At 39.7% G+C, this 26,455-nt stretch carries 26 protein-coding genes and 1 pseudogene; 12 read left to right on the top strand and 15 right to left on the bottom strand.

The window, feature by feature from the left end:
* The first annotated feature begins 21 nt into the window (after positions 1–21).
* Positions 22–1,041: an AraC family transcriptional regulator gene (locus tag AC4CUZ_RS17165; protein ID WP_004694646.1), complete on the top strand. Its 1,020-nt coding sequence runs from the start codon at positions 22–24 to the stop codon at positions 1,039–1,041.
* A gap of 30 nt (positions 1,042–1,071) precedes the next feature.
* Here the strand turns inward: AC4CUZ_RS17165 and AC4CUZ_RS17170 are convergent.
* A pseudogene (locus tag AC4CUZ_RS17170) lies at positions 1,072–1,188 on the bottom strand (IS5/IS1182 family transposase); the annotation flags it as partial.
* A 346-nt stretch (positions 1,189–1,534) separates the two neighbouring features.
* Between AC4CUZ_RS17170 and AC4CUZ_RS17175 the strand changes: the two are divergent.
* From AC4CUZ_RS17175 to AC4CUZ_RS17185, 3 genes are all read left to right on the top strand, one after another.
* Positions 1,535–2,625 (top strand): IS4-like element ISAba1 family transposase gene (locus AC4CUZ_RS17175; RefSeq protein WP_155118754.1). Its coding sequence is split into 2 segments (ribosomal slippage): positions 1,535–2,075 and positions 2,075–2,625, totalling 1,092 coding nucleotides; the frame shifts between segments, so codons are not numbered across the junction.
* Positions 2,626–3,130: 505 nt separating this feature from the next.
* Complete coding sequence (locus AC4CUZ_RS17180) at positions 3,131–4,375, top strand: OmpP1/FadL family transporter (RefSeq protein ID WP_419381335.1); 1,245 nt, start codon at positions 3,131–3,133, stop codon at positions 4,373–4,375.
* A gap of 329 nt (positions 4,376–4,704) precedes the next feature.
* Positions 4,705–5,862, top strand: a complete 1,158-nt coding sequence (locus AC4CUZ_RS17185; protein WP_490747949.1) for an OmpP1/FadL family transporter — start codon at positions 4,705–4,707, stop codon at positions 5,860–5,862.
* 80 nt (positions 5,863–5,942) lie between these two features.
* Here the strand turns inward: AC4CUZ_RS17185 and thrH are convergent, their stop codons facing one another.
* A complete protein-coding gene (thrH, locus tag AC4CUZ_RS17190; protein WP_279666684.1) occupies positions 5,943–6,560 on the bottom strand; it encodes a bifunctional phosphoserine phosphatase/homoserine phosphotransferase ThrH in 618 nt (205 codons plus the stop codon).
* Between the two features lie 202 nt (positions 6,561–6,762).
* Here thrH and AC4CUZ_RS17195 point away from each other — a divergent pair, with 202 nt between their 5' ends.
* Together AC4CUZ_RS17195 and AC4CUZ_RS17200 are read left to right on the top strand one after the other, a co-directional pair.
* Positions 6,763–7,497, top strand: coding sequence for a phosphoadenylyl-sulfate reductase (locus tag AC4CUZ_RS17195; protein WP_125274524.1), 735 nt, complete (start codon positions 6,763–6,765; stop codon positions 7,495–7,497).
* A gap of 160 nt (positions 7,498–7,657) precedes the next feature.
* Positions 7,658–9,037 (top strand): WS/DGAT/MGAT family O-acyltransferase, encoded by a 1,380-nt coding sequence (locus tag AC4CUZ_RS17200; protein WP_183173223.1) that lies wholly within the window; start codon positions 7,658–7,660, stop codon positions 9,035–9,037.
* 66 nt (positions 9,038–9,103) lie between these two features.
* On the opposite strand, the gene AC4CUZ_RS17205 is transcribed toward AC4CUZ_RS17200, so the two are convergent.
* The 6 genes from AC4CUZ_RS17205 to AC4CUZ_RS17230 form a co-directional block, all read right to left on the bottom strand.
* Positions 9,104–9,277 (bottom strand): PA1571 family protein, encoded by a 174-nt coding sequence (locus tag AC4CUZ_RS17205; RefSeq protein WP_183173224.1) that lies wholly within the window; start codon positions 9,275–9,277, stop codon positions 9,104–9,106.
* A gap of 131 nt (positions 9,278–9,408) precedes the next feature.
* Complete coding sequence (gene rng / locus AC4CUZ_RS17210; RefSeq protein ID WP_004981336.1) at positions 9,409–10,863, bottom strand: ribonuclease G; 1,455 nt, start codon at positions 10,861–10,863, stop codon at positions 9,409–9,411.
* A gap of 38 nt (positions 10,864–10,901) precedes the next feature.
* Positions 10,902–11,468 carry a Maf family nucleotide pyrophosphatase gene (locus tag AC4CUZ_RS17215; RefSeq protein WP_279044120.1) on the bottom strand — a complete coding sequence of 189 codons (567 nt, stop codon included), beginning with the start codon at positions 11,466–11,468 and terminating at the stop codon, positions 10,902–10,904.
* Complete coding sequence (gene mreD, locus AC4CUZ_RS17220) at positions 11,456–11,947, bottom strand: rod shape-determining protein MreD (RefSeq protein ID WP_004981340.1); 492 nt, start codon at positions 11,945–11,947, stop codon at positions 11,456–11,458. Before mreD ends, AC4CUZ_RS17215 begins: the two co-directional genes overlap by 13 nt.
* Positions 11,934–12,791 carry a rod shape-determining protein MreC gene (gene mreC / locus AC4CUZ_RS17225; RefSeq protein ID WP_004694667.1) on the bottom strand — a complete coding sequence of 286 codons (858 nt, stop codon included), beginning with the start codon at positions 12,789–12,791 and terminating at the stop codon, positions 11,934–11,936. The genes mreD and mreC overlap by 14 nt, the downstream gene beginning before the upstream one ends.
* A 15-nt stretch (positions 12,792–12,806) precedes the next feature.
* Positions 12,807–13,853: a rod shape-determining protein gene (locus tag AC4CUZ_RS17230; RefSeq protein ID WP_004694670.1), complete on the bottom strand. Its 1,047-nt coding sequence runs from the start codon at positions 13,851–13,853 to the stop codon at positions 12,807–12,809.
* 133 nt (positions 13,854–13,986) lie between these two features.
* On the opposite strand from AC4CUZ_RS17230, the gene gatC reads away from it, so the two are divergent.
* The 3 genes from gatC to gatB are packed head-to-tail and all read left to right on the top strand — an operon-like array spanning position 13,987 to position 17,308.
* Positions 13,987–14,301, top strand: coding sequence for an Asp-tRNA(Asn)/Glu-tRNA(Gln) amidotransferase subunit GatC (gene gatC, locus AC4CUZ_RS17235; protein WP_004694671.1), 315 nt, complete (start codon positions 13,987–13,989; stop codon positions 14,299–14,301).
* A gap of 53 nt (positions 14,302–14,354) precedes the next feature.
* Positions 14,355–15,833: an Asp-tRNA(Asn)/Glu-tRNA(Gln) amidotransferase subunit GatA gene (gene gatA / locus AC4CUZ_RS17240; RefSeq protein WP_490747950.1), complete on the top strand. Its 1,479-nt coding sequence runs from the start codon at positions 14,355–14,357 to the stop codon at positions 15,831–15,833.
* Positions 15,833–17,308 carry an Asp-tRNA(Asn)/Glu-tRNA(Gln) amidotransferase subunit GatB gene (gene gatB, locus AC4CUZ_RS17245; protein WP_490747951.1) on the top strand — a complete coding sequence of 492 codons (1,476 nt, stop codon included), beginning with the start codon at positions 15,833–15,835 and terminating at the stop codon, positions 17,306–17,308. The genes gatA and gatB overlap by 1 nt, the downstream gene beginning before the upstream one ends.
* 29 nt (positions 17,309–17,337) lie before the next feature.
* On the opposite strand, the gene AC4CUZ_RS17250 is transcribed toward gatB, so the two are convergent.
* The 3 genes from AC4CUZ_RS17250 to AC4CUZ_RS17260 form a co-directional block, all read right to left on the bottom strand.
* Positions 17,338–18,069, bottom strand: a complete 732-nt coding sequence (locus tag AC4CUZ_RS17250; protein WP_490748081.1) for a putative phage abortive infection protein — start codon at positions 18,067–18,069, stop codon at positions 17,338–17,340.
* A protein-coding gene (locus AC4CUZ_RS17255; protein ID WP_160124087.1) for an IS4-like element ISAba33 family transposase occupies positions 18,047–19,137 on the bottom strand; the annotation gives its coding sequence in 2 pieces (ribosomal slippage) (positions 18,047–18,597 and positions 18,597–19,137; 1,092 coding nt in all). Before AC4CUZ_RS17255 ends, AC4CUZ_RS17250 begins: the two co-directional genes overlap by 23 nt.
* A gap of 46 nt (positions 19,138–19,183) precedes the next feature.
* Positions 19,184–19,819, bottom strand: a complete 636-nt coding sequence (locus AC4CUZ_RS17260) for a hypothetical protein (RefSeq protein ID WP_490747952.1) — start codon at positions 19,817–19,819, stop codon at positions 19,184–19,186.
* Positions 19,820–19,995: 176 nt separating this feature from the next.
* Between AC4CUZ_RS17260 and AC4CUZ_RS17265 the strand changes: the two genes are divergently transcribed.
* Positions 19,996–20,466 (top strand): hypothetical protein, encoded by a 471-nt coding sequence (locus AC4CUZ_RS17265; protein WP_490747953.1) that lies wholly within the window; start codon positions 19,996–19,998, stop codon positions 20,464–20,466.
* A 227-nt stretch (positions 20,467–20,693) separates the two neighbouring features.
* Entirely contained in the window at positions 20,694–21,272 is a 579-nt protein-coding gene (locus tag AC4CUZ_RS17270) for a DJ-1/PfpI family protein (RefSeq protein WP_490747954.1), read from the top strand.
* Between the two features lie 172 nt (positions 21,273–21,444).
* On the opposite strand, the gene AC4CUZ_RS17275 is transcribed toward AC4CUZ_RS17270, so the two are convergent.
* The 4 genes from AC4CUZ_RS17275 to sbmA all read right to left on the bottom strand — a co-directional run bounded on the left by AC4CUZ_RS17275 (position 21,445) and on the right by sbmA (position 25,386).
* The gene (locus AC4CUZ_RS17275) at positions 21,445–21,963 is read right to left on the bottom strand and encodes a hypothetical protein (RefSeq protein WP_490747955.1); all 519 of its coding nucleotides are present in this window, start codon (positions 21,961–21,963) and stop codon (positions 21,445–21,447) included.
* 110 nt (positions 21,964–22,073) lie between these two features.
* On the bottom strand, positions 22,074–22,937 hold the full coding sequence (locus tag AC4CUZ_RS17280) for a hypothetical protein (RefSeq protein ID WP_490747956.1): 864 nt from the start codon (positions 22,935–22,937) through the stop codon (positions 22,074–22,076).
* Between the two features lie 59 nt (positions 22,938–22,996).
* Complete coding sequence (locus tag AC4CUZ_RS17285) at positions 22,997–23,947, bottom strand: hypothetical protein (RefSeq protein ID WP_490747957.1); 951 nt, start codon at positions 23,945–23,947, stop codon at positions 22,997–22,999.
* Positions 23,948–24,192: 245 nt separating this feature from the next.
* Positions 24,193–25,386 carry a peptide antibiotic transporter SbmA gene (sbmA, locus tag AC4CUZ_RS17290; RefSeq protein WP_490747958.1) on the bottom strand — a complete coding sequence of 398 codons (1,194 nt, stop codon included), beginning with the start codon at positions 25,384–25,386 and terminating at the stop codon, positions 24,193–24,195.
* 449 nt (positions 25,387–25,835) lie between these two features.
* Between sbmA and AC4CUZ_RS17295 the strand changes: the two genes are divergently transcribed.
* Positions 25,836–26,030 (top strand): hypothetical protein, encoded by a 195-nt coding sequence (locus tag AC4CUZ_RS17295; protein WP_004694700.1) that lies wholly within the window; start codon positions 25,836–25,838, stop codon positions 26,028–26,030.
* Positions 26,031–26,455 lie beyond the last annotated feature (425 nt).

Raw genomic sequence — 26,455 nt, forward strand, 5'->3', positions numbered from 1 at the left:
AGGACAACATGGAATGTTGTAATGGGAAGTTATATTCGTGCAGCCAGCCTCGGCGGTTTTGAAGATTTAGTCCGTAGTTATGGCATAAACCCTATAGAAATCTTGAAAGAGATCGGGATTTTACCTGCTTTACTCCGTGATCCAGATTCATTTATTCATTATGATCATTATTTAAATTTATTGGAAAAAGCGGCCTTAGCTTGTCAGGATGATTGCTTCGGTTTAAAACTCGGTGCACTCCAAAATATTAGCACAATCGGTTTGATTGGCGTCTATATGTCCCGACAAACGAGCATACTTGAAGCCTTAAGCGTGGCGCAAAAATATGTCTATTTACATGCTGAAGGCATTGTCTTCCACGTCTCGCAACATAATGCTCTGCTCTGTAAGCTGAACTTTGTGCGTTTAAGTGAATACAACACCGATGTACCACAAAAATCACAACTGGCCATTTGCCTTGTCGCGAATATTTTAAAAGATTTGATTGGCCCGCAGTGGCATGCAGAAAAAATTTGCTTCAAGCAAAAAGCACCACAAAAAGGTGCTCAAACTTTCCAAGCACATTTTTCATGTCAGGTAGAGTTTGAAACCGATGAAGATGCACTTTATTTTCCTGCAAGCTTTTTAAGCTATAAACCCTATAATTTTAATGAAGATGCCATTAATCAACTAATCGTACAGCAGCTTGAAACACAAAGCAGCACCAAAACTGAAGACAATACCGCACTGATAGAGAGTTCAGTCCGCATGCTAATGGCGACAGGAGACTGCAGCATTGAAAAGATCGCGCTGTGTATGGGCATGCATCCGAAAAAGCTTCAGCGCGCTTTAAAAATGCAAGGAACAAGCTATCGAGATATACTCGAAAATGTCCGAAAAAAAGAAGCACTGCGTATGCTTGATGCAGGCAATGTGAATTTGACGGATATTGCTCTACAGTTGGGCTATGCAGAGTTATCTATTTTTAGTCGCAACTTTAAAAGTTGGTTTGGCGTTCCTCCAACCGAGTTAAGAGACAAAAGTCGAAGCCATATTGTATGACTTCTGGTTTTGCTACTTTGTTCAATAATGAGCATACCTCTGAGTTTCAAGATCAAACCAAATGGCAATATTTCCACGATTAATGAGAACTCGGTTATATGAGGAGCAATTGCTTGTACGGTCAATTTTAGGTGCTGGCTTCTTCATTCGGAAATTATATTGCTAAAGATGGCTTTAAGAATAGGTTTGTACAACAAAGCCCATCCTTCTAATCATTTATGGTTCACAGTAGAGCGATAGCGAACTAAAACTCTAAATTTTTTAATAAATTATGCTTTTAACGGTATAACAAAACTACAGCTTAATTTAAGTCAAGATTGAGTGCTGATTGCACAGCTTAATGCCTATCGCACCTCGTTCATCCGTATTTAAAACTAAGGATTCTTGTTCTAAACACTTGATTCAGCTTTTATATATTTTTTCTCTGTACACGACAAAAATAGATAACTCATTGAAATAATGTCATAATAATTGTTTTCTAACGACGAATACTATGACACATCTCAATGAGTTATATCTTATCTTAAACAAATCTCTAAAATGGAACAAGTCACATTTAAAGTGCTTTGCGCTCATCATGCTTGTGATTATTTTAAAGCAAACATGTAATCTTTCTTCTGCATCTAAAGCCTTGCCCATCAAGTGCTTACCACAATCATTTTATCGACGTATGCAGCGCTTCTTTGCAGGTCAGTATTTTGATTATCGTCAAATTTCTCAGTTGATTTTCAATATGTTTTCATTCGACCAAGTGCAACTGACTTTAGATAGAACCAATTGGAAATGGGGAAAACGAAATATTAATATCCTGATGCTCGCAATCGTTTATCGTGGAATAGCGATACCTATCCTTTGGACATTGCTTAATAAACGTGGAAATTCAGATACGAAAGAGCGTATTGCTTTGATTCAACGCTTTATAGCCATTTTTGGTAAAGACCGTATTGTGAATGTGTTCGCAGACAGAGAGTTTATCGGTGAGCAGTGGTTTACATGGTTAATTGAACAAGACATCAACTTCTGCATTCGTGTTAAAAAAACTTCATTGTCACCAATCATTTAGGAAAGAATCATAAAATTAGTGATTTATTTCGCCATCTTAAAGTTGGTCAAATTGAATGTCGTAAACGACGGATTTTGGTTGGTCGGGTGAAACTATATATAAGTGCACTACAGTTAGAAAATGGAGAGCTTTTACTCGTCGTTTCTCCTCAGTTTAATGCCAATGCTATTCAGGATTATGCATTACGCTGGGAAATTGAAACCTTATTCAGTTGTCTCAAAGGACGCGGGTTTAATCTTGAAAATACGCGCTTGACAGACCCTAGACGAGTGAAAAAATTGATTGCGGTGTTAGCTATAAGCTTCTGTTGGTGTTACTTAACGGGTGAATGGCAACATGATCAAAAAAAAGTGATAAAAATAAAGAAGCATGGACGACTCTCAATGAGTTTATTTCGCTATGGTTTAGACTATGTTCAAATGGCGATTCAGCGTTTAATTGGTTTTGGGAAAAAAGAAGAGTTTAAGGAAATTTTGGCAATTTTAAGAAGGCAGAATCCTGATAGGATAAGGGTTCTGTGAAATTTGTCGTGTACAGAGATATTTTTTATAACACAACGCAATATAACCGCAACAATTATCATTGCTGTTGTAGACCATATTAATCATGTAAAAAACAATAACTCGATCTTCTAAATAAAAATAATCGACAAATGATCTACAAAATATGGTTTTGTATTATAAAACAGCAAAGAAAAACAGTGATAAACATCACAAAAAGGATTTATTTTCACACTCAATTGAGTATTTTTTAACCAAAAAATAAATTTTATATTTCAAATTATATATTTATATTTTTCATTAACTTAGGTTGTATAAATGTATATTTTTAGTATAAAAACTCTATTGTGATTACTTTTTGAACTGATTAGTTATATCTAGAGTATTTACTCTTATTTTAATTGTGCTATTTTTGTGACACGGAGTAACAAATGATTTCGGTTAACCGACTTCTCCAAAAGCCAAAAAACATAAACACAAAATGAGCAACAAACATTTGCATTTGCACCTCAAGGAAAGACGTAGAATGAAATTAAAGACATTAACGACAGCAATGATTTTAGCAACTGTACCAATGACGGGGGCATTTGCTGCTGCTCTAGATCGTTCAGGTCAGTCAATCTCTGCATTTTTGCAACCTGGTAACTACTTTGAAGCAGGTATTTCTGTATTAGATCCAGATGTATCTGGGAAGGCTATTTCAACTGCTGGTGGCGGCAATCTTTCTGACATGGGAGATGATTACTACTTCCCCTCAGCTGCTCTTAAATTACAAGTAACAGACCACTTCTCATTTGGTTTGATCTATGACCAACCATTTGGTGCTGATGCTGCATACTCAACAAGTGACCCACTTGTTGGTCTCAATACAGGTTTGTTCCACTTAAACGGTGAAGCAACTGAAGTAGAAGTTGACACTCAAAGTTTGTCTATGATTTTTGGTTTCCAGCCAAATGAAAATTTCAACATTTATGCTGGTCCTGTTTATCAAACAATTAAAGGTAATGTTCAATTACGTGGTGCGGCATATGGTTCAGCTAACGGCCTTGGCTTATATAATGCTGATTTAGATGAAGATGGTGCAGTTGGCTGGTTAGCTGGCTTTGCTTATCAAATTCCTGAAATTGCTTTAAAAACATCTATCACTTATCGCTCTGAAATTGACCACAAAGCATCTGCTCGCGAATATGGTCAAAGTAACGTATTAGCATTTGTTGGCAGTAGCCCTGTTTACGATGTAGCAACAGATGCAAATATTACAACTCCCCAATCTGTTAACCTTGATTTCCAAACAGGGATCATGGCAAATACAGTTGCCTTTGCAAATGTACGTTGGGTGAATTGGAAAGACTTTTCTATTGACCTAAAACAATTCGGAACTGTTGCAGATACTCTAGGTGCGCTAGGCCAGACTCCAGACAACCCAAATGGCTTTGATATTGTTGGTTATACTGATGACCAATGGTCAGCAAACGTAGGTGTAGGCCGTAAATTTAATGATCTATGGGCAGGTAATGTCTCAGTAGGTTGGGATTCTGGTGCAGGTAATCCTATATCATCTCTTGGCCCAACTGAAGGTTACTGGAATGTTGGCTTAGGACTTCAATATAGTCCAACACCTGCAACCTTTATCGCTGGTGGTGTTAAATACTTCTGGTTAGGCGATGCAAAAGCGCAAGTCGCATCTAACTTCGGATCAGATACTTATGTTGCAGAATTTAATGACAATGATGCTTTAGCTTATGGCTTAAAAATCGGTTACAAGTTCTAATTACTAATACTGAAAAAACCATCTGCAAAGATGGTTTTTTCATTTTCAACAATGACACCTACGCTCTTTTTTATACACTTGTGATTCAGTTGGCCAACAAAGCAACACTTAAACATTTTGCATAATATTCAACGAATCATTCAGTGCGAAAAAATAAATCTATATAAATCATAAAATTAATATTTTTTTTTAGTGTTTTTACTCTACACAAGTACATTTTTTAACTTTTCAGTTCATTTTACAACCGTAGTTGAGCATTTACTCTTTTTGTATTTATGTTACTTTTCGTGCCAATCACTTACATAAAGCTACAACAAGGAATGTTCCCTATGAAGCTTACAGCTCTTCGCTCGGCTATTTTGCTCAGCTTAATCCCAACAACTTCTGTCATAGCTGGCGGTCTAGATCGATCTGGGCAATCAATGTCTGCTTTTTTTCAATCAGGCAACTATGCTGAAGCTGGTTTTACAGTAATTGATCCAACTGTAGAAGGTACCTCTACAATTGTTAAAGATGAAAAAATCAGTGATATGGGAGGTGATTACTACTTCCCTTCTGCAGCGATTAAAATACAGCCAACCGATAATATTTCACTAGGATTATTATATGATCAGCCTTTCGGTGCTGATGCAACCTACTCATCAACAGCAGGTACATTTGGTAATGGTACGGAAGGAACTTCTGTTGAAGTTGATACTCATAATCTAACTGCGCTGATTGGTTACCAACCCAACCAAAACTGGAATTTTTATGCAGGCCCCGTATATCAAACAGTTGAAGGAAAAGTTTCATTACGTGGCGCCGCATACGGTGGTACTCGTCTATTAGGTGGCTACGACATAGATCTCAAAGAAGATGATGCTTTCGGTTGGATTGCAGGTGCCGCATACTCTATTCCTGAAATTGCACTTAGAGCTGCTATCACTTATCGCTCTGAAATTAAACATGAACTTGATACTTCAGAAACATTTGCCCTAGGTGCTGTTGTTCGTCCCAACTCAAACACAGAAGTTGTTACACCTCAGTCTGTAAACATTGATTTGCAATCAGGTGTCGCTAAAGATACCTTAGCTTTTGCAAATATTCGCTGGGTACATTGGGATCAATTTGCAGTTAAGCCAACATATTTAGCTGCTGCAACACAAGCTGCAAGAGGTAAAGCACAAAATCTAATCGACTATTCAGATGATCAGTGGTCTATTACAACAGGTCTTTCTCATAAGTTTAATGATAAATGGGCTGGTTCAGCTTCTGTTGGTTATGACTCTGGAGCAGGTAACCCTGTTACGACACTTGGCCCTGTAGAAGGAAACTGGAGTATTGGATTAGGCGCTCAATATAGCCCTGCACAAAGCTATTTCATTGCTGCTGGCGTACGTTACCTATGGTTAGGTGATGCAGATGCACAAACAGGTGGGAATGTTGTTGGTAGCTTTGAAGATAACAGCGCCCTTGCATATGGTATGAAAATTGGCTATCGCTTTTAATTAATCTATGTTAACTAACATTGAATTCAATGAAAAATGGCGCTAATTGCGCCATTTTTTATTATTTTAAAATCAATATATTAAGCAGGAATATCACGAACTGAAGCATTACGAATTGCCTCTTTTAAAGCTGCATAACCATGAATTGCAGGGAATTGTGGGAATTCTTTAATCACGTTTTCTGGTGCATCAAACAAAAAACCTTTATCCGCTTCACCCAGCATAGTGGTGTCATTATAAGAATCACCTGCGGCGATCACACGGTAATTTAGTCCATGCAATCCTTTAACTGCTTCACGTTTTTGGTCAGGTTGGCGCAGCTTATAGGCTGTAATCATACCCTTTTCATCAGTTTCTAACTTATGGCAAAAAATTGTTGGCCAGCCCAGTTGTTTCATTAATGGATGTGCAAACTCATAGAAAGTGTCTGATAAAATAATCAGCTGAAAATGTGTACGTAACCATTCAACAAATTCTTTTGCGCCTGGAAATGGGCCCATCTCAGCAATGACCTCTTGAATATCATTTAAACCTAAACCATGTTCTTTTAAGATATTCAAACGCTGTGTCATGAGCACATCATAATCAGGAATATCACGTGTGGTTGCTTCAAGCGCTTTAATGCCTGTTTTTTTAGCAAAGTTAATCCAAATCTCTGGAACTAACACCCCTTCTAGATCAAGGCAAACAACTTCCATGAATACTCCCTTTTATTTACGTGGAAAAATTTTGAACTATCATAGCTTAATATTTGTCTAATGCATTGCTGTTTTTTAAATCTATTTTTTTCATAAGCATTTATTTTTTAGTGATAAGTGGCTTATTTCAACTCTATTAAAATATGCAGCAAATAACGTAATATAGGTCTTGTTAGATTCCAAGCCTATTGCCAGGATACTCATGACAACCATTCCAACTATTGATCTTGTTGATGCTCTCGCAGCTGAATATGCTGATAAATCTCCAAGTGAAATTTTAGCACTTGCACTGAATCAAACGGGTGAAATTGCCATCTCGTTCTCAGGTGCAGAAGATGTCGTACTTATTGATATGGCTGCTAACTTAGGTAAACCCTTTCGTGTCTTTAGCTTAGACACTGGACGTTTACATGCAGAAACCTATCAATTTATCGAGACTGTACGTAAACACTACAACATTAATATCGAAATTTGTTTCCCAGAAGCAGATGCCGTTCAACAATTGGTCAATGAAAAAGGTTTATTCAGCTTTTATCAAGATGATCATAAAGAGTGTTGTGGTATCCGTAAAGTTCAGCCTTTACGTAAAAAATTAGCCACTTTAGATGGTTGGATTACGGGTCAACGTAAAGACCAAAGCCCAGGCACACGAACTGAAATTCCAGTTGTTCAAGCAGATGCGGGGTTCTCAGGCGAAGGTAAACAGTTAATTAAATACAATCCCCTTGCCAACTGGTCCAGTGCCGATGTGTGGAGCTACATTCGCATGATGGAAGTGCCTTATAACCCATTACATGAACGCGGTTTTATCTCTATCGGCTGTGAACCATGTACACGTCCAGTGTTACCAAATCAACATGAACGTGAAGGACGTTGGTGGTGGGAGGAAGCGACACACAAAGAATGTGGCCTGCATGCAGGTAATTTGAAAAAGTAAAGACCAAAACCACTGCAAAGCAGTGGTTTTTCGCAACCAATGGATACACACAAAGCGCTCCCATTGGTAAAATAAATCGATATACTAGATTTAGTTCTATAATTCTAACAAGATTGCTCATATAGGAGCGGTCAGATATTGCAGGGAGGCAATCCAGACTATGCGTCCATTACATCCGATTGACTTTATTTTTTTATCGCTTGAAAAACGGCAACAACCCATGCATGTGGGTGGATTATTCTTATTCCAAATCCCTGAAAATGCACCTGCCGGCTTCATTCAAAATTTAGTTGCAGATATTCGTAACTCCAAATCCATTCCTATTCCTCCATTTAACAACAAACTCAATGGTTTGTTTTGGGATGAAGATGAAGAGTTTGATCTTGATCATCATTTTCGTCATATCGCACTCCCACAACCGGGGCGTATTCTTGAACTACTCACCTACATTTCACAAGAACACAGTAGTTTAATTGATCGCGCTAAACCATTATGGACCTGTCATATTATTGAAGGGATTGAAGGGAATCGTTTTGCGATGTACTTCAAAATTCACCATGCGATGGTGGATGGTATTGCGGGTATGCGTTTGGTGGAAAAATCATTATCACAAGATCCAAATGCAAAGAGTATTGTGCCACCTTGGTGTGTTGAAGGCCCTCGTGCGAAGCGTTTAAAAGAACCGAATGTTAGCCGCTTTAAGAAAATAATGAATGGCGTAATGGGCCAGCTTGGGTCAACACCACGTGTCATGTATGAGTTGTCACAAACAGTCATGAAAGATATGGGACGTAATCCTGATTATGTTTCAAGCTTTCAAGCACCCAGCTCTATTCTGAACCAACGGGTTAGCTCTTCGCGTCGTTTTGCAGCACAGTCTTTTGAGTTTGATCGCTTACGTCATATTTCTAAAAGTCTAGGGGTCACGATTAATGACATCGTACTGGCGATTTGTTCAGGTGCCCTACGTGAGTATCTGTTATCCCAAGATGCACTGCCTAAAAAGCCACTGATTGCCATGGTGCCTGCCTCGGTTCGTGATGATGATTCAGCTATGTCGAACCGTATCACCATGATTTTGGCAAATTTAGGGACACATAAAGAAGATCCTCTAGAGCGCCTCGCAATTGTTCGTCGTAGTGTGCAAAATGCCAAAGAAAAGTTCAAACGCATGAACTCAAACCAAATTCTAAACTATAGTGCGTTTGTTTATAGCGCGGCTGGTCTCAACATTGCCTCAGGCTTACTGCCTAAGCGCCAAGCATTTAATCTGGTAATTTCAAATGTTCCTGGCCCACGTGAACCATTGTATTGGAACGGGGCACGACTCGATGCGCTATACCCTGCCTCAATCATTTTAGATGGTCAGGCACTCAACATCACCATGACCAGTTATTTAGATAAACTTGAAGTTGGTTTGACGGCTTGTCGAAATGCGCTACCGAAGATGCAGAATCTACTCACACACTTAGAAGAAGAGATTCAACGCTTTGAGGCGATTGTGGGGATCGAAGACCCAAAGTTGCAAACGGTCAGTTGATGCCGCAAAAAAACGAATCAGAAATACAAGAATAATCAATAAAACTAAGGGGCTTCGATAAGCCCCTTAGTTTTTAATGCTACGACATTGTTTTAATAATTGATGACATGCAGTACGAATCATGGCAGTTGTAATTTGTACTTCTTTACCCTGATCATCCAAAATATACGCATTATGCGTTACTTTCGTATCTAATAAATGTTTCAAACCAGGTTGAATAATTGCTTCTCTAACACCCATATCACACCTCATTTGCTAAACCTATTTGGGAGAATAAGCTTTGGCTATTTCCGTGTTTCTAGTATTAAAAATCTAAGATCGAAAGTAAAATTTCAGTTGTAACAACTATTTAACCATATATTGTTACAATTTCAGCTCAGAATGATATCGTATTGCTCTTGCGTATATAAATTTTCCACCTGAAATTTAATCACACGACCAATGAAATGCTCTAAATCAGCGACTGCTGGGGCTTCTGCAGTTAACAAACGGTCAATCACGGATGGATGCGCAACGACAGTAAAGCCAGTCTGAGATTGATACGCACGTGTATATCTCATGATTTCTCGAAAGATTTCGTAACATACAGACTCAGCTGTTTTCACATAACCCCGTCCCTGACAGGTCGGACAAGATTCACATAATAAGTGTTCTAATGATTCACGTGTACGTTTACGCGTCATTTCGACTAAACCTAACTCAGAAACCTGTGTAATTTTGGTTTTTGCATGGTCCTGCTCAAGCATCCGTTCAAACTGAGTCATGACCTCAGTTCGATGCTCCTGCTCTTGCATGTCAATAAAGTCGATAATAATAATACCGCCTAAATTGCGTAGTCTCAGTTGGCGCGCAATGACCTGTGTCGCTTCCATATTGGTTTTAAACACTGTGTCTTCTAAAGAGCGACCACCCACATATGAGCCTGTATTGACATCAATGGTGGTCATAGCCTCAGTCTGGTCAATCATCAAATAACCACCAGATTTCAGCGCAACGCGCGTCTGCAGTGCTCTTTGAATGTCTTCTTCGACATTATACAAGTCAAAAATTGGGCGCTCACCTGGATAGTGAATGAGACGTTCTTTGATATTCGGGACAAATTCTTCTACAAACTCTTGGAGCTTGCCATGTATTTCACGCGAGTCGACTGAAATTTTAGCGGTCTTTTCACTCGCAAGATCGCGAATAATGCGCTGGGGTAAAGGCAGTTCTTCAAAAATTAACGACGGCACTGCAATACTGATTTGCTTGCGCTGAATAAATTCCCAAAGTTTTGCCAAATAAGCCATGTCTTGCGCAATGGCAGCTTCCGCAATCCCATCAGCGGCTGTACGAACAATCACTGAACCCGGAAGTTTATGTTCCGCTTGAATACGCTCAATCATCGAACGTAAACGATCACGCTCGGCTTCAGACTCAATGCGTTGAGACACACCCGTATGATTGCCATAAGGCATCATCACTAAATAGCGCGAAGGAATGGAAAGATCGGTCGAAAGCCGAGCCCCTTTGGTGCCCAGCATGTCCTTCATGACTTGAACAGTAAGAATTTGTCCTGGCTGTAAGAGCTCAAAAACATTCGGGGTGGGTTGATTACGTGACCAAACCATATCATTAATATGTAAAAAAGCAGTTCGTGACAGTCCAATATCAACAAAAGCAGCCTGCATTCCCGGAAGAACACGCACCACTTTACCTTTATAAATATTGCCTACTAAACCACGTTTCACCGTACGCTCAATAAATAATTCATTGACCGTGCCGTTTTCAATTAACGCGACGCGACATTCCATAGGCGTGACGTTAATTAATAACTCGTCAGACATAACAAACTCAAAACATTATAAAAAATCTTTTGAGACAGTTAATTTAGTGCCTTAACTGCCTGTAATAACTGTACCGTTTCATGCAACGGTAGCCCCACGACATTGCTATAGCTTCCCTCTATACGTGGAATATAACGTGCTGCAATGCCTTGTATGGCGTAGGCTCCCGCCTTGCCAAGAGGTTCAGATGTAGCCCAATATGCTTCCATATCATTCAGGCTCAAATGCTGAAATTCGACTTCAGTACGAACTACTATACTTGAAATTTGCGTATTTGTACGGACACAAACCGCAGTATATACATCATGCTTACGGCCAGAAATTTTTTCCCACATTTCAAATGCATGCTGCTTAGATTCAGGTTTGCCTAAAATCTCTTGATCGACCCCTAAACTGGTATCGGCAGCAATCACAATTGCATCAGGATATTGAAGCTGTACTGCCTCAGCTTTGGCGCATGCCAACCGCTCTACATAATCGGCTACCGACTCGCCTGCTTGTACAGACTCATCAATATCTGGACTATAGATATCAAAGACTAGACCGAGCTGTTCAAGCAGCTCACGGCGACGGGGCGAACTGGACGCTAAAATTAAACGCGCCATTTCTTCAACATGAAATAGACCATCGGGAAAGTCAGCACACTACTCAACAGCGGTTGCCAATGACGTGCAAGGGAAAACTGTGCCCCAATCATAATTTGTGCGATCCACGTAATAAACAGATGCGCGACCACAGCCAAGGTGGCGATGACCCAAATATTAGCAAAGGTCATAATTCGACGTTCACGCGTTAAAAAACGGGACACAAATGTAATCAGGACAAAGCTGAGCGCGTTTAAGCCCAAAGGTGTATCGAGCAGTAAATCGGTGAAAATCCCGACTGCAAAGGCAAACCAGATTCCGCTCCATGTCGGTTGGCACAACACCCAAAACAGCATTACCATCATCATAAACAGTGGACGCCAACCAGAGATCGCATAAGATAAGGGATAGACCATCAACACTGAAGCAATGATCACTGAAAAAATGATCGGAAATAAGGGATCGCGCTGTTTGGCAGCACGAAGTTTAGCGATCGGCATGCGGTTGCTCCATCGCTAAAGAATCGGAAAATAACACAACGACATGATGCCCACCCGCTAACTGTGCAGCAGGAACAACATCAATTTGAGCAAACTCGCCTGAATTATGACGACTGATTTTTGAAATGGTGCCCACCAGATAACCTGCTGGAAAATGCTCACCTAAACCAGAGCTATACACTTTTTCACCCACTTTGATTTCGGCACTGGTCGGCACGTATTCCATTTTCAAATGACCCAAATCTCCAGTCCCTGAAACAATGGCACGCATTCCAGATCGCTCTAAGCGAACCGAAAGAGAATGTTCTTTATCTGAAAGCAACATGACGCGACTACTATGCGGATAGACATTGATAATCTGTCCCATAATCCCTTTGTCATCGAGCACGGTTTGCCCGACTTTTAGCTGACTGTTGGCACCACGGTTTACCACAATAATATGACGCAGCGGATCAGCATCGGTTCCAATGACTTCTGCAATCTCCATACGACCATCAATGATCAAAGGTGTATCTAACAGACCGCGTAAACGCGTATTTTCCGCAGATAATTCAGATAATTTTTGTAAACGCACCTGCGCCTGCAATAACTCAGCCTGCATCGCGGTATTTTCACGGCGCAATTGAGCTTCAGACTTGGTTTGTTGATTCAGCCACTCTCGCGATAACACGGGATAACTTGCTACGGCATAAATTGGATTATAAGCGGCGTACAAGACATCTCTTGCAGGCTGAATCACATGTGGCATGCGCCAGTTAAAAAACAGCACGACCAAGCATGTGATCACTGCAATGATAAATGAGCGAAAAGATGGCGGTTGTCTGGAAAACAGATTTGTTTGCACCCGCCGATTCCTTTATTAGCCTACAAATAACATGTCGTGATTTGGATTATCGAAGAATTCTAAAACTTTACCACCACCACGAGTGACGCAAGTTAGAGGATCTTCTGCAACCACCACAGGTAAGCCTGTTTCTTGTGCAAGAAGTTTATCGAGGTTACGGAGTAATGCGCCACCACCTGTCAACACGATACCGCGCTCAGCGATGTCTGAAGACAACTCTGGAGGCGTTTGCTCAAGTGCAGATTTCACAGCTGAAACAATACTTTGTAATGGATCAGAAATCGCTTGAGTAATTTCGTCCGAAGTCACAGTGATCGCACGTGGCACACCTTCAGCAAGGTTACGGCCGCGAACTTCAATTTCAAGTGCTTTGGCATCGGCTTCTGGTAAAGCCATACCCACTTCTTTCTTGATAATTTCAGCGGTAGTTTCACCAATCACGCAACCATGTGCTTTACGTACGTAGTTAATGATTTGTTCATCAAATACATCACCACCAATACGTAATGAGTCAGCATAGACACAACCTTGAAGCGAAATAATCGCAATTTCAGTTGTACCACCACCAACATCGACCACCATTGAACCGCATGCTTGTTCAACTGGCATACCTGCACCAATTGCAGCAGCCATTGGTTCTTCAATCAAACGAACATCACGCGCGCCTGCATTAAATACAGCTTCACGAATAGCACGACGCTCAACCAAAGTTGATTTGCAAGGCACACACACCACAACACGAGGTGCAGGTGGGAACAGACGTTTTTCATGTACTTTACCAATAAATTGGTTCAGCATGGTTTCGGTCACTTCAAAATCGGCAATCACGCCATCCTTCATTGGACGAATGGCAGAGATATTTGCAGGTGTACGGCCCAGCATTTGCTTTGCATCAAGACCTACCGCGGCAACGATTTTTTGTGAACCACTGTGACGAATTGCCACAACTGTCGGTTCATTTAATATAATGCCTCGTCCTGGTGCATAAATAAGTGTATTTGCTGTACCTAAATCAATGGCTAGATCGGGCGAAAACAAGCCAATTAGTCTTTTTAGAATCACGGAGACGTTCTCGATTAAACTTTATGTGGACGCAAGGTGGCAACTTTAACTAAATGTGATGATTTGAACAAGTCAATCGCTTATTATAACGCACGATATTTTGAAATTTTTTAATACTGACTCAGGTGATGTTATGTCTACATCGGATGCACAGCATTCTGCAGATTTAAATGCACAAACAGTTTCAGCAATCGCCAATCTTGCTCGATTGTCGCTAGATGATACGCAATCTGCTGAATATGCTCAAAGTCTAAATAAAATTTTAGGCATGATGGAAACCTTAAAAGGCATCGACACCGATGGTGTTGAGCCGCTTAAAAGCCCATTTGATCACCCACAACCCTTACGTGAAGATGTGGTTTCAGAAACCAATCATCGTGATGAATATCAAGCTATTGCACCGCAAGTGCAAGACGGTTTGTACCTTGTTCCTCGCGTGATTGAATAATTTCTATTCAGTTAAACCATTATTTTGTAAAAATTAACGTAAAGACATTTCTCATGACAGATTTACATCGCTTATCGATTCGTGAACTCTCTGAGGGTTTAGCTGGGGCTAAATTTTCATCTCGCGAACTGACCGAACATTATTTAAAGCGCATTGCAAAACTGGATACACAAGTTAAATCTTATGTAACCGTGACTGCAGAACAAGCGCTTGCACAAGCCGATGCTGCCGATGCTGCAATTAAAGCAGGCACAGCAACCGCATTGACAGGTGTGCCAATTGCACACAAAGACATTTTTTGTACCCAAGGCATTAAAACCACTGCGGGCTCAAAAATGTTGGATAACTTTATCTCTCCTTACGACGCCACCGTTGTAGCGAAAGGCAAAGCCGCTGGTCTAGTCACTTTGGGTAAAGTGAACATGGACGAGTTTGCAATGGGTTCAACCTCTGAGAATTCATTCTACGGCGCTACAGCAAACCCTTGGAACTTAGGCCATGTACCTGGGGGTTCTTCAGGTGGTTCTGCGGCAGCGGTTGCAGCGGACCTAGCTCCATTTGCCACAGGTACGGACACGGGTGGTTCAATTCGCCAACCGGCATCGTTCTGTGGCTTAACGGGCCTTAAGCCAAGTTATGGCCGTGTCTCTCGTTTCGGTATGATTGCCTATGCATCATCACTGGATCAGGGCGGGCCAATGGCACGTTCGGCTGAAGACTGTGCCTACCTGATGAATGTGATGGCAGGTCATGACGCGAAAGACTCAACATCGGTTGAAAAAGATGTTGATGACTATGTAGCCAACCTAAACGGCACCTCGGTTCAAGGTCTACGTATTGGTATTCCAAAGCAATACTTCAATGTCGCTGGTTTAGATGCAGACGTGAAAGCACGTGTTGAAGAATCATTGAAAAAGTTAGAAGACATGGGCGCGACCTTGGTTGAGATTGATCTCAACATGACTGAAGCTTATGTGCCGACGTATTACTTGATTGCCCCTGCTGAAGCATCTTCTAACTTACAGCGCTATGATGGCGTACGTTATGGCTACCGTGCAGAGAACCCTGTTGATCTGATGGACTTATACAAACGTTCACGTTCTGAAGGTTTTGGTGCAGAAGTGCAACGTCGTATTTTGATTGGTACATATGCGTTGTCTGCGGGTTACTACGATGCTTACTATGTCAAAGCACAAAAAGTCCGTCGTCTAATTCAACAAGACTTCTTAAAAGCGTTTGAATCGGTTGATGTGATTGCTGCACCTTCTGCGCCAACCACGGCTTATAAAATTGGCGCGAACTTGTCTCCAGTTGAAATGTACTTGGGCGACATTTACACCATCGCGGTTAACCTTGCGGGGCTTCCTGCGATTAATGCACCTGTTGGTTTTGACAAAGACAATTTACCTGTGGGCTTACAGCTGATTGGTAACTATTGGTCAGAATCTCAACTGTTGTCTGTGGTACATCAGTACCAACAAGCGACGGATTGGCATACGAAACGTGCGGCAATTGCTGAGGAGAATGCATAATGACTAAAAATGCTGCTAAACCAAAATCATTATTGATTGATGGTTGGGAAGTCGTGATCGGGATTGAGATTCACACTCAGCTTGCGACCCAATCTAAAATCTTCTCAGGTTCTTCGACCGAATTTGGTCAAGACCCAAATACCCAAGCCAGCCTCGTTGACTTGGCAATGCCAGGGGTACTACCTGTATTAAATAAAGAAGTGGTCGATTTAGCTATTCGCTTTGGTTTGGGTATTGATGCCTACATCGACCAAGCGTCTGTGTTTGCACGTAAAAACTACTTCTACCCTGACTCTCCAAAAGGCTACCAAATTAGCCAGATGGACAACCCGATTGTGGGCTTGGGTCATATCGACATTCAACTTGAAGATGGTACGGTAAAGCGCATTGGCGTAACGCGTGCTCACCTTGAAGAAGATGCAGGTAAATCGATCCATGACCAGTTTGAAGGTATGTCAGGCATCGACTTAAACCGTGCAGGTACGCCTTTACTTGAAATCGTGTCTGAACCCGATATGCGTTCGGTTGAAGAAGCGGTGGCTTATATCAAGTCGATTCACACTTTAGTGCGCTGGTTAGGTATTTCTGACGGCAACATGGCAGAAGGTTCATTCCGTGCTGACTGTAACGTGTCGTTACGTCGTCCGGGTCAACCGTTCGGTACACGTTGCGAGTTAAAAAACCTCAACTCATTCCGTTTCATTGAACAAGCGATCAATGTCGAAATTGAACGCCAAATGGAAATTTTGGAATGGGACGGCACGATTGACCAAGAAACGCGCCTATTCGACCCTGTGAAGATGGAAACACGTTCGATGCGTTCGAAAGAAGAAGCGAACGATTACCGCTACTTCCCAGACCCAGACTTGTTGCCTGTGATTATTTCAGATGAGCAAATTGAAACTGCTCGTGCTGCATTGCCTGAACTTCCTGCGGCGCGTCGTGAGCGTTTCGTAGCGGACTTTGGTGTCACTGAATACGATGCACATGTGTTGACGCTGACCCGTGAAATGTCAGACTTTTATGAAGTGGTTGTGGCTGCTGCTGGCGGTGCTGCACAAGGTAAAGTGTCTGCAAACTGGGTGATGGGCGAATTCTCAGGTGCTTTAAATAAAGCAGGCTTAGAACTGGCAGACTCTCCTGTTTCTGCTGAAAAACTGGGCGGCATGGTTGCGCGTATCGTGGATAACACCATTAGCGGCAAGATTGCGAAGCAAGTGTTTGGCTTTATGTGGGATGAAGGCAAAACCGCGGACGAAATTATTGCGGAAAAAGGCTTGAAGCAGGAAACTAATACAGGTGCGATTGAAGCGATTATTAAAGATGTCCTTGCTGCCAACGAAAAGATGGTTGAAGAGTTTAAATCTGGTAAAGAGAAAGCTTTCAATGGCCTTGTTGGTCAAGTGATGAAAGCGTCTAAGGGTAAAGCTAACCCTGCGCAAGTGAATGAATTGATGAAGAAGTTGATTGGTTGATCTGATTTAGTTTCAAAAGAAAACCCGCTTTAAAGCGGGTTTCCTTTTTCAACTATACCAATTTTGTTTTTCTCTATAGGTAAGAAGTTTTTTAATTTAGAATCACTTGTTAATATCATGATATCGTTTTGACTAACTTTTAACTGGTAATACAAACTATCTTTCTTCAATAGAAATTTATCTCTAAAGATATCTATTTTTGCACTTAAATGTCTATTACCATCTTGATTAAAACTCAATCTTAAGTTATTTACATTAATAGAATCAGTTCCAAATATTATTTCAACATAAGAGTTTTGATAATAAATGCGAATTTTTTTATCTAAATATTTTTTTAAATATTTTTTTGAAAAAAGATTCTGATTATAAAAATCATCCCCCCAATGAAAAACACCCTTCATTAAATCATTTTTTTTAAGATCATTATACCAATCAGATGTATAGAAATAATGCTCCCCAAACTTCACAACCACCTCCAATAAAGCATAATTCCAATAATATTTTTCATTATGATTTCTAAAATCCATATGTTCAAAAAATCTAAAGTCTCTCAAATAGCCAGAGTATTTTTCGAATCTTTCATAAATATTCAAAAGGAGCAACTGTAATATTTTATTATCTAAACTAGAACGCAGTATATTCGCATATAATCTTATCAACTCAGTTTTTTCCTTCTCACTAAAATTTTCATTATTAGAAATATTATTTTTTATATTTTTTCTCTGTACACGACAAATTTCATAGGACCCTTGTCCTATCAGGCTTTTTCTTTCTTAAAATTGCTAGCACTTTCTTAAATTCTTCTTTTTTTCCAAAACCAATCAAACGTAGAATAGCCATTTGAACATAGTCCAAACCGTAGCGAAATAAACTTACTGAAAGTCGTCCATGCTTCTTTATTTTTATCGCTTTTTTTCGATCATGTTGCCATTCACCTGTTAAATAGCACCAACAGAAACCGATAGCTAGCACTGCTATCAATTTTTTGACTCGTCTAGGGTCTGTTAAACGAGTATTTTCAAGATTGAATCCACGTCCTTTGAGACAACTAAATAACGTTTCGATTTCCCAGCGTAATGCATAATCACGAATAGCAGAAGCATTAAACATAGGAGAAACAACAAGTAAAAGTTCTCCATCTTCTAATCGTAGCGCACTAATATACAGTTTCACTCGACCAACCCAAATACGTCGTTTACGACATTCAGTTTGACCAACTTGAAGATGACGAAATAAATCACTAATTTTATGATTCTTGGCTAAGTGATTGGTCACAATAAAGTTTTTTTAACACGTATACAGAAGTTAATGTCATTTTCAATTAACCATGTAAACCATTTCTCACCGATAAATTCTCTGTCTGCAAACACATTCACAATACGATCTTTACCAAAAATGGAGATAAAGCGTTGAATCAAAGCAATACGCTCTTTTGTATCTGAATTTCCACGTTTATTGAGCAATGTCCAAACAATAGGTATCGCTATTCCACGATAGACGATGGCTAACATCAAGATATTGATATCTCGTTTTCCCCATTTCCAATTAGTTCTATCCAAAGTTAATTGGACTTTATCAAATGAAAATATATTGAAAATTAACTGAGAAATTTGACGATAATCGAAATACTGACCTGCAAAGAAGCGTTGTATACGTCGATAAAATGATTGTGGTAAGCACTTGATGGGTAAGGCTTTAGATGCAGAAGAAAGATTACATGTCTGTTTTACAATTAATGCAAGCATAATCAGTGTAAAACATTTTGCATGTGACTTGTTCCACTTTAGATATTTGTTTAAGATGAGATGTAACTCATTGAAATGTGTCATCATATTCGTCGTCAGAAAACAAGTATTATGCCATTATTTCAATGAGTTATCTTTTTTTGTCGTGTACAAAGATATTTTTTATAATTTGATAAAGCATTAGAAAAAATTTTCTAAGTTGATGACTATCATCAATATAATATTGTCTCTCTAACAAAGTAGTGTCGTCATCTCCAAAACACTTTCTATAGCACTTATCCAATTCAGACTCTTTATTTCCTGTACTATTTTCGCTCAAAACAGCATAGACGTTATTTAAATTATTGATCATTGAGAAAAAAATAGTATCAAACTGTTGAAGTGACTGGGTCCTTTGAATCTCTTTTTGAGCATCAGCAGTAGCATTAAAAGCTTTAGCACTTTCAGCAAGCTCTTTCTTTGTTGTTAAAAGTGTATCTTTTGTTACAGTCCAAGTTAAAAACAAAAGAATAACGCTCAATAAACCAACTATAGGATTAAGAGTCCCCCCTATAAAGTCCCCAAATGCGCCCCAAGTTGAAACATAATCATTACTAGCTATTGGATGGCTAAAAGGTCCATTTTCAAAAGTATGGCGCAAAGCCGAATCTTTTACTTCTTTAACATCCATATAAAAAGAATAATAAATCCAACCCAAATAACTAATAAAACCCAATACAAGGGCTCCAGTTAGCCAATATAATTTTTTCACTTTATTTTCAATCATAAAAACACATTAACCATTCATTACTCCCTATTATATACAAAAAAATTACAAAACTAATATAAACCTACCGCGCTAGGTAAGAGCTAAAACAAGCTAGCTAACATTCAAAAAACAGCTACACTGAACCCATGTCATTACTAAAAAATTAACTACTTTCAAAAAATCAAAGGACAAAAATGAAAACAGCCATTCTAACAGTTTCTACCCTTGCCCTCCTTAGCACCACCATCTTTGCAGAAACCAAGCTCAATGTTCCAGCTAAAGAAGCTAGCCAAATCTTTAAAGCCGCAGGCTTCTCAAAAACCAAACATGGCTGGGAAGGTAGCTGTAACATAGGTGAAATCACCACATATAAAGACCTCAATGGTGACGGCCTAAAAGACGCAGTCATTTCAGACTACAGCACCATGTGCTATGGCAATACGGGTACGGGCTACCGCATCGTTGCTCAGCAAAAAAATGGAAATTGGAAACTCATTTTTGAAAACATGGGCATCCCTACTTTTCTAAAAACCAAAGGGAAAGACGGCTGGCCAGATATTGAAAATGGTGGCCCCGGATTTTGTTTTGCTGTTTACCGCTGGAATGGTCAAAAATATGATGTCAACCATTATGAATATAACGGCAAAGCCTGCACATTAGACTAATAACACCTTAGCATAGTAAATTTCATATCCATGAGTATGCAAACTGATTGATTTATCATGCTTTTATATACAACTTAAGTGCCTCAATTACTTGGGGCTTTTTTATAAAAAATGAATTCAGTTATACGACTAAAGAGCAGTGAATGACTTAAAAATGACATCTGAACTGTGCTAATTTAGATCAAAATTGAACATAAATATGTACAAACAATAAAGAGGGTTTAAAGATGTCAAAACAAATTTTAATGCTCGTAGGTGACTATGCCGAAGACTATGAAACCATGGTGCCTTTTCAGTTTTTAACGGGTCTCGGTTATACAGTACATGCAGTCTGTCCCAATAAAAGTGAGGGCGAAAGCATAGCTACAGCCATTCATGACTTTGAAGGCGAGCAAACCTATAGTGAAAAACGCGGTCATAACTTTGCCATCAACTACAACTTTGAAGCAGTACACACTGCGGACTATGTTGGTTTAGTCATTCCCGGTGGTCGCGCGCCCGAATATTTACGCATGAATGAACGTATCCTTGAGATCGTACGTGAGTTTGATGCTGCGAAAAAACCAATTGCAGCAGTTTGTCATGGTGCACAAATTCTTGCAGCCGCCGATATACTCAAAGGCCGTACTTGTTCAGCTTACCCTGCGTGCGCAGCCGAAGTGAAACTTGCAGGCGGCACTTATGCGAACATTGAAGTGACGGAAGCTGTAACTGATGGGCACTTGATCACAGCGCCTGCTTGGCCTGCACACCCTACTTGGATGGCACAGTTTATTCAAGCTTTAGGAGCGACTGTGACGATTTAATTGTGTTGTTCCTCAAGTGAATCTTTTATGGCATGGTTTATCATCTTTTTAGATTCAAAAATAAAAAAGCTCCTTCGAGTCAAGGAGCTTTTTTAATGACTTTTTTATAACATTAATGCTTTCGATTCAGTTTATAAATCGCTCTCACTATTCATATTTTTCAAAGAGTGAACTACCTCGTTACACCCAACTTATTCCAAATCTCTGGGGTTAAAAAAGTCGTCACCAATTTATTCAAATCCACATAGCGCAGTACACCTTGCAACTGCCCTTTCACTTCAGGGTTCTTTAAAATTTCCTCACCTGTAATCTGTCCAAGTTCCTGAAAACTATCTCCAACCGCTTGTAAGCCTTCGGCTTGAATCACGGCTTTGGTCTGCGCTGAACATTGCTCCACCAAAATGCGTTGTAAGACTTGTGCTAAGTTTTTATCTAGCTGTGTACGCTGTGCATCGGTGACATTGCTATACACTTTCAGATCTGGATGTGCAGCCAGTGCCGCAAACGTCCACTGCAACACAGTGGTTTTATCTGTTGCTGTCGTTGACTTCACCAAACAATTACTCAGTTGGTCGATTGTAGTACTGGCCGTTGCAACTTGAACTGAACCACACAATGCTACTGCCAAAACAGCATGACGAAAAATAGCAGAAGACCGACCACGTAAAACGCTTAAAACAGGCTGTGACATAAACTCAACTCCAATCAACAATTGCATTCTTTGTATCACAAAGCCCGCCAATCAGCCTGTTATGGAACTGTAAAATTACCGTGTAGTTGGAGAAAATTAAATCGCTCAATTCAAGCGATTTCCCTATTTAACTCAGCAGTTTCAAAGGCTGTGAGCTGTGGGTGTATGGTCGGGCATGCATTCCAAAACCAATAGAAATAACCTTTGGGGTCAAGCAAAGTATGCATCTGAATCGTAGATTGATCACTTTCGCCCTTCCAACACGCTAAAGCAGCATTACGGTTATTATGTAAATCAATAAATTCCGGAGCGACTTGCTTCGGCATTTCAGGAATATAAAGTGCATCACCATGTGCTACCCACAAGTCAGCCAAGTAAATTTTTCGGTCTTTTGGAAAATATCGTCCTGCTGAGATCACCAACGGCAATTGATTTTGATCGGTCGAAGCAAACACATGCGGAAAGTCATGATGTTCTAAGTCTGTGATGACAAAGGGGTATAAGGTTTTTGCGATTAGATTGATTTGAGTTGGGTCATAAGGAAAAAAATGGCCCGCCAACATGCCATATTGATATTCAATTTGAGACAACTTTTTCTGCGTAGCCTGCACCTCTATCGCCTGTCCAGCTTTCACTAAAGTCATACCAAATGCAGCAGCAGTTTCTGGCGTGGCTTTGAGTGGCATAAACTCAAAAGTGTTTCCCGCGAATGCTAACTGAGTCTGCTCTCCCCAATGGGTTTGGATCGTTGCAATTTCTTTGGGTACATCATAAACATGGCCCATACTCATATGGGCGTTGGTTGAGGATGCTTGGATCAGCTCAATAGCATCTGATACATCGGCTAAATACTTGGGTGTTCCGCCATTGTTGTAAAAATAAGGCTGAGCTGAAATATCAACGTCTATTTCTTGCACGGTCTGATCCAGCAAAGGCGCAGTAAAATAGGTGGCTGGTGTTTGGACATTACTCATGATGTTATTCCTTTGGTTGAGGTGCTCACATGAAGTTGGGTCGCAAACAGCCGAAAATCTTACTTCATTTGCTTGAGCATATTTTTAGCACCTGTGTGGTTATGGTTTTTGGCTAAGTTCTGCAAAACATATTTTGCCTGCCCTTTCGGGTTGGAAAAACGACTGCTATAACTTGGAATACCCGTTAAACAACGTGCAACTAATATGCCCGATTCGGTATAGACATTTGAGGCATCCGACCCCGGCAAACGACCATAGTTATATGCGCGTTGTGCACTGTTACAGGCAGCGACTTGGTTGCGTCCACTGTTAATATCACGGCGTGCAGCCACATACAGTTTAGCCTGTTGCTGCTGCGGTGTTTCTACAGCTTTGACGACTTTAGGTGGTACTTCAACTTTGCTTTCTTTTTTAGGCTCAACTTCTTTTTTGCTTTCTTCCTCTTTCTTCACTTCTGCCTTGGTGGCAGGTGCCTTCGTCACCGTTTTTTTGCTTGGCGTAATAGGGGTCATACTTCGTGGTGCTGACTCAGTCAATACTTTGCTTTGTAGATTAACCACACGCGTATCATTTGAATTAGGCAGTTTACGTTCAGACACTGCCTCAATACTCACCAGCCACTGTTCGCTATTATTGAGTTGGCAACGAAAAGTACCCGTGCCCTGTTTTAAACTGTTATAGGTACGAAGTAATTTTTTCGCCCACGGATCTTTCACTAAGCTAAAACTACTTTTTTGTGTCTGAGTAAAACGCCCACCATGTGCTTGGCAATATTGACTAAAAATGCTCCGTGGATATAGTGCCTCGATATCTTTTTCATTTTTTACACCTACCGTGTGATACACGTATTCTTTGCTGTTTTTATCGATATCATTAATTTTTCGTTCTACGATTAGTTCTTGTGGTGATGCAATATTTGTAAAAGGTGCTTGTGCTATATTTCCCAGACTGGTACAGCCCTGCAACACACTCCCCAAAACCCCAAATACACATAAAATTTTATAATTCACTACGACTTTACTCTTAAACACCCGCATAAAAACATTAGCGGAAAGCGCCTAAAATAACAAACTTAAATAACTGTTTTTATTATTTATTTTAGTTTGACGTACACATCATTCTGCTTTGTTTTATGATAATCTCAACAACATTTCATAAATTTAGTTTGAACCACACAACAGAAGTTACAGACAAAACGATGCTTGAGCACATAAAAAACCTGCCATGAAAGACAGGTGAGATACATCAAAAATATTTAGTCATCCAAAGTCGATTCAAAAGCTTTCAGACGCTTATAAATTGAGAGCAATTCAATAATGGTTTTCCATGACAGAATTAGATATTGAAATGACTCTCGTACTTTATCAAACACATTACCAATTTGGTTGATTAAACCCAAAGTCATTTTCCCTGCTGCAATTGCGGGAAATAACACCACCAAACTGTATAAAATATCTAGTTGTCGATACCATGTCGCGACTAAGTTAAAATAAGCATAGTGAAAATAAAGTCTAAAATAATTCTTTCTTACTCTGCTAAACAGTTCGACCAATGTTGCAGGTTGGGCACGGTCTGCATGGTCTTCCCCATAAACCAATTCCTTACGGTAAGCTGCTTCTACTTTTTGATTGTTAAACTCTAAACCTGGCAGTTTACTTCCTACTACCATTAACAAGACCGTACCAAAAATAGCCCAAATAATAGAAGCCCAAACTAGGGAATGCTTTACTTCACCCACAATAGGCAATTCAGGAACATGCTTTGAAAGCTCAAATAGAATTGGTAAGAAAGCTACCAACACCATCACAGCCTTGATCAACTCAACGCCCAAATCTTCTAAAATGGTAGCAAAGCGCATAGTGTCTTCTTGCACACGTTGTGATGCCCCTTCTATATGACGCAATTTTTCCCAGTGTTGGGTGTAGTATTCATTCATCGCTGTACGCCACCGAAACACATAGTGGCTGGTGAAAAAGGCATTGATCACTGCGAAAGTGACCGCAACCATCGCAATATACAAGAAGGTTAAAGTACCCATATATAGGTCTTTAATGTTCCCCCCTTTTCCAAGCATGCTTTGAATGAGATCCCAAAATGGTCCATACCATGCGTTGATGGCAACACTGACCTGTACACCAAACCAGATGTTAAACAGAATAAATGCGGAGCCCCAAATCGACCATCGTTGCCATTTATTGTCTGAGACAAAACGCCAAAATAAGGCAAAAAAGGTTGTTGCTATAAAAAACCAGAGATAGAACCACAGAAAAGACGGAGACCAAAAACGGCTCACTCCTATAGGCAGTTCAGCCGTTGCATATCCTTGCGGCCAACCTATGGCGCTTCCCCATGTATTTCCCCCTGTGTACCACAGTACGACATTGATCACCGACCAAAGTAATACTGAAATGAAGAACCATCTAGGGTTTGGGAAAAATGACTTAAACATGAACGATATATATCCCTTTTATGTTTCAGGTATGCAATCCGTGCATACTAATCCTTATTTCTTAATTTAGTACAATCGCATTACAGCAAGTTTGTACACTTTACTTATCCTTATTGGGTTATACGTTATTTGATTTGTATGCCCCTTCACAAGAGCTCAGGACATTATTTTCCGACTTGATCAGTCACATCACAATCAAAATAAATTATTTCAATAACTTATGAAAATACGAACGGGCTTTACCCCAGATTTAAAATAATATTTTATTGCTTATAACTTTTGGGTTTCAAACTGAAAAATTGCTTAGGATTTAAAGCGAGTGCAATGATGGTATTTCTCTGACAACCATACGATTACTTGTTGATTTTATGTATAAAAGAATGAAGTTTGCACATTTTAAAATGACTTCATGCTACTATCTTTTCATTAAAAACTATTGGATCTATGACATGGAAACCCTAGTACTTGAACTGATCAAACCACTCACACTGACAAAAGAAGACTTTCCACCCATTAACTTTGAAGAAGGCACTGTGCTCAAAGTTCTCATGAAAACACCTACAGGTTACTTGGTAACAGCGGACTCTCGTTTTAATTTTACGGTGTCTTTTGATGATGAAAATCAAGTATGGCAGAAGCTGTAATTTGCAATGCTCTTTAATAAAAGAATAATCCATTCAATAAGATAAAAATAAAACCATCTTTTTTTATTGATTTAAAACTAATTATTTTTATTAAAATTTAGTTTTTTGATACCAAATCAGCAAATGAAGCCGTGCTGAGAGTTTTCTGTACCTATTGATTTTGTGATTTCTGAGGCTCATTTGTATCATCGTTATGCATCTATTTTACCGTTAATCTATTGATTTAATTGATCTACATTAAATCTTCCATCCTAGACGTTTAAACATTGAACTATAAATCAGAAAAAGAGAAAGGATTTGAAAATCTTTAGTCTATAACTCTATATGTACTGACGCATTCACTAAGCTCACTACTATTTAAATCTAGGTCTTTCTGCAAAATCTATCGCTATAAAAAAAGCCCCAGATACGAACATCCGAGGCTT

Source organism: Acinetobacter sp. 789_lipA (assembly GCF_058242845.1).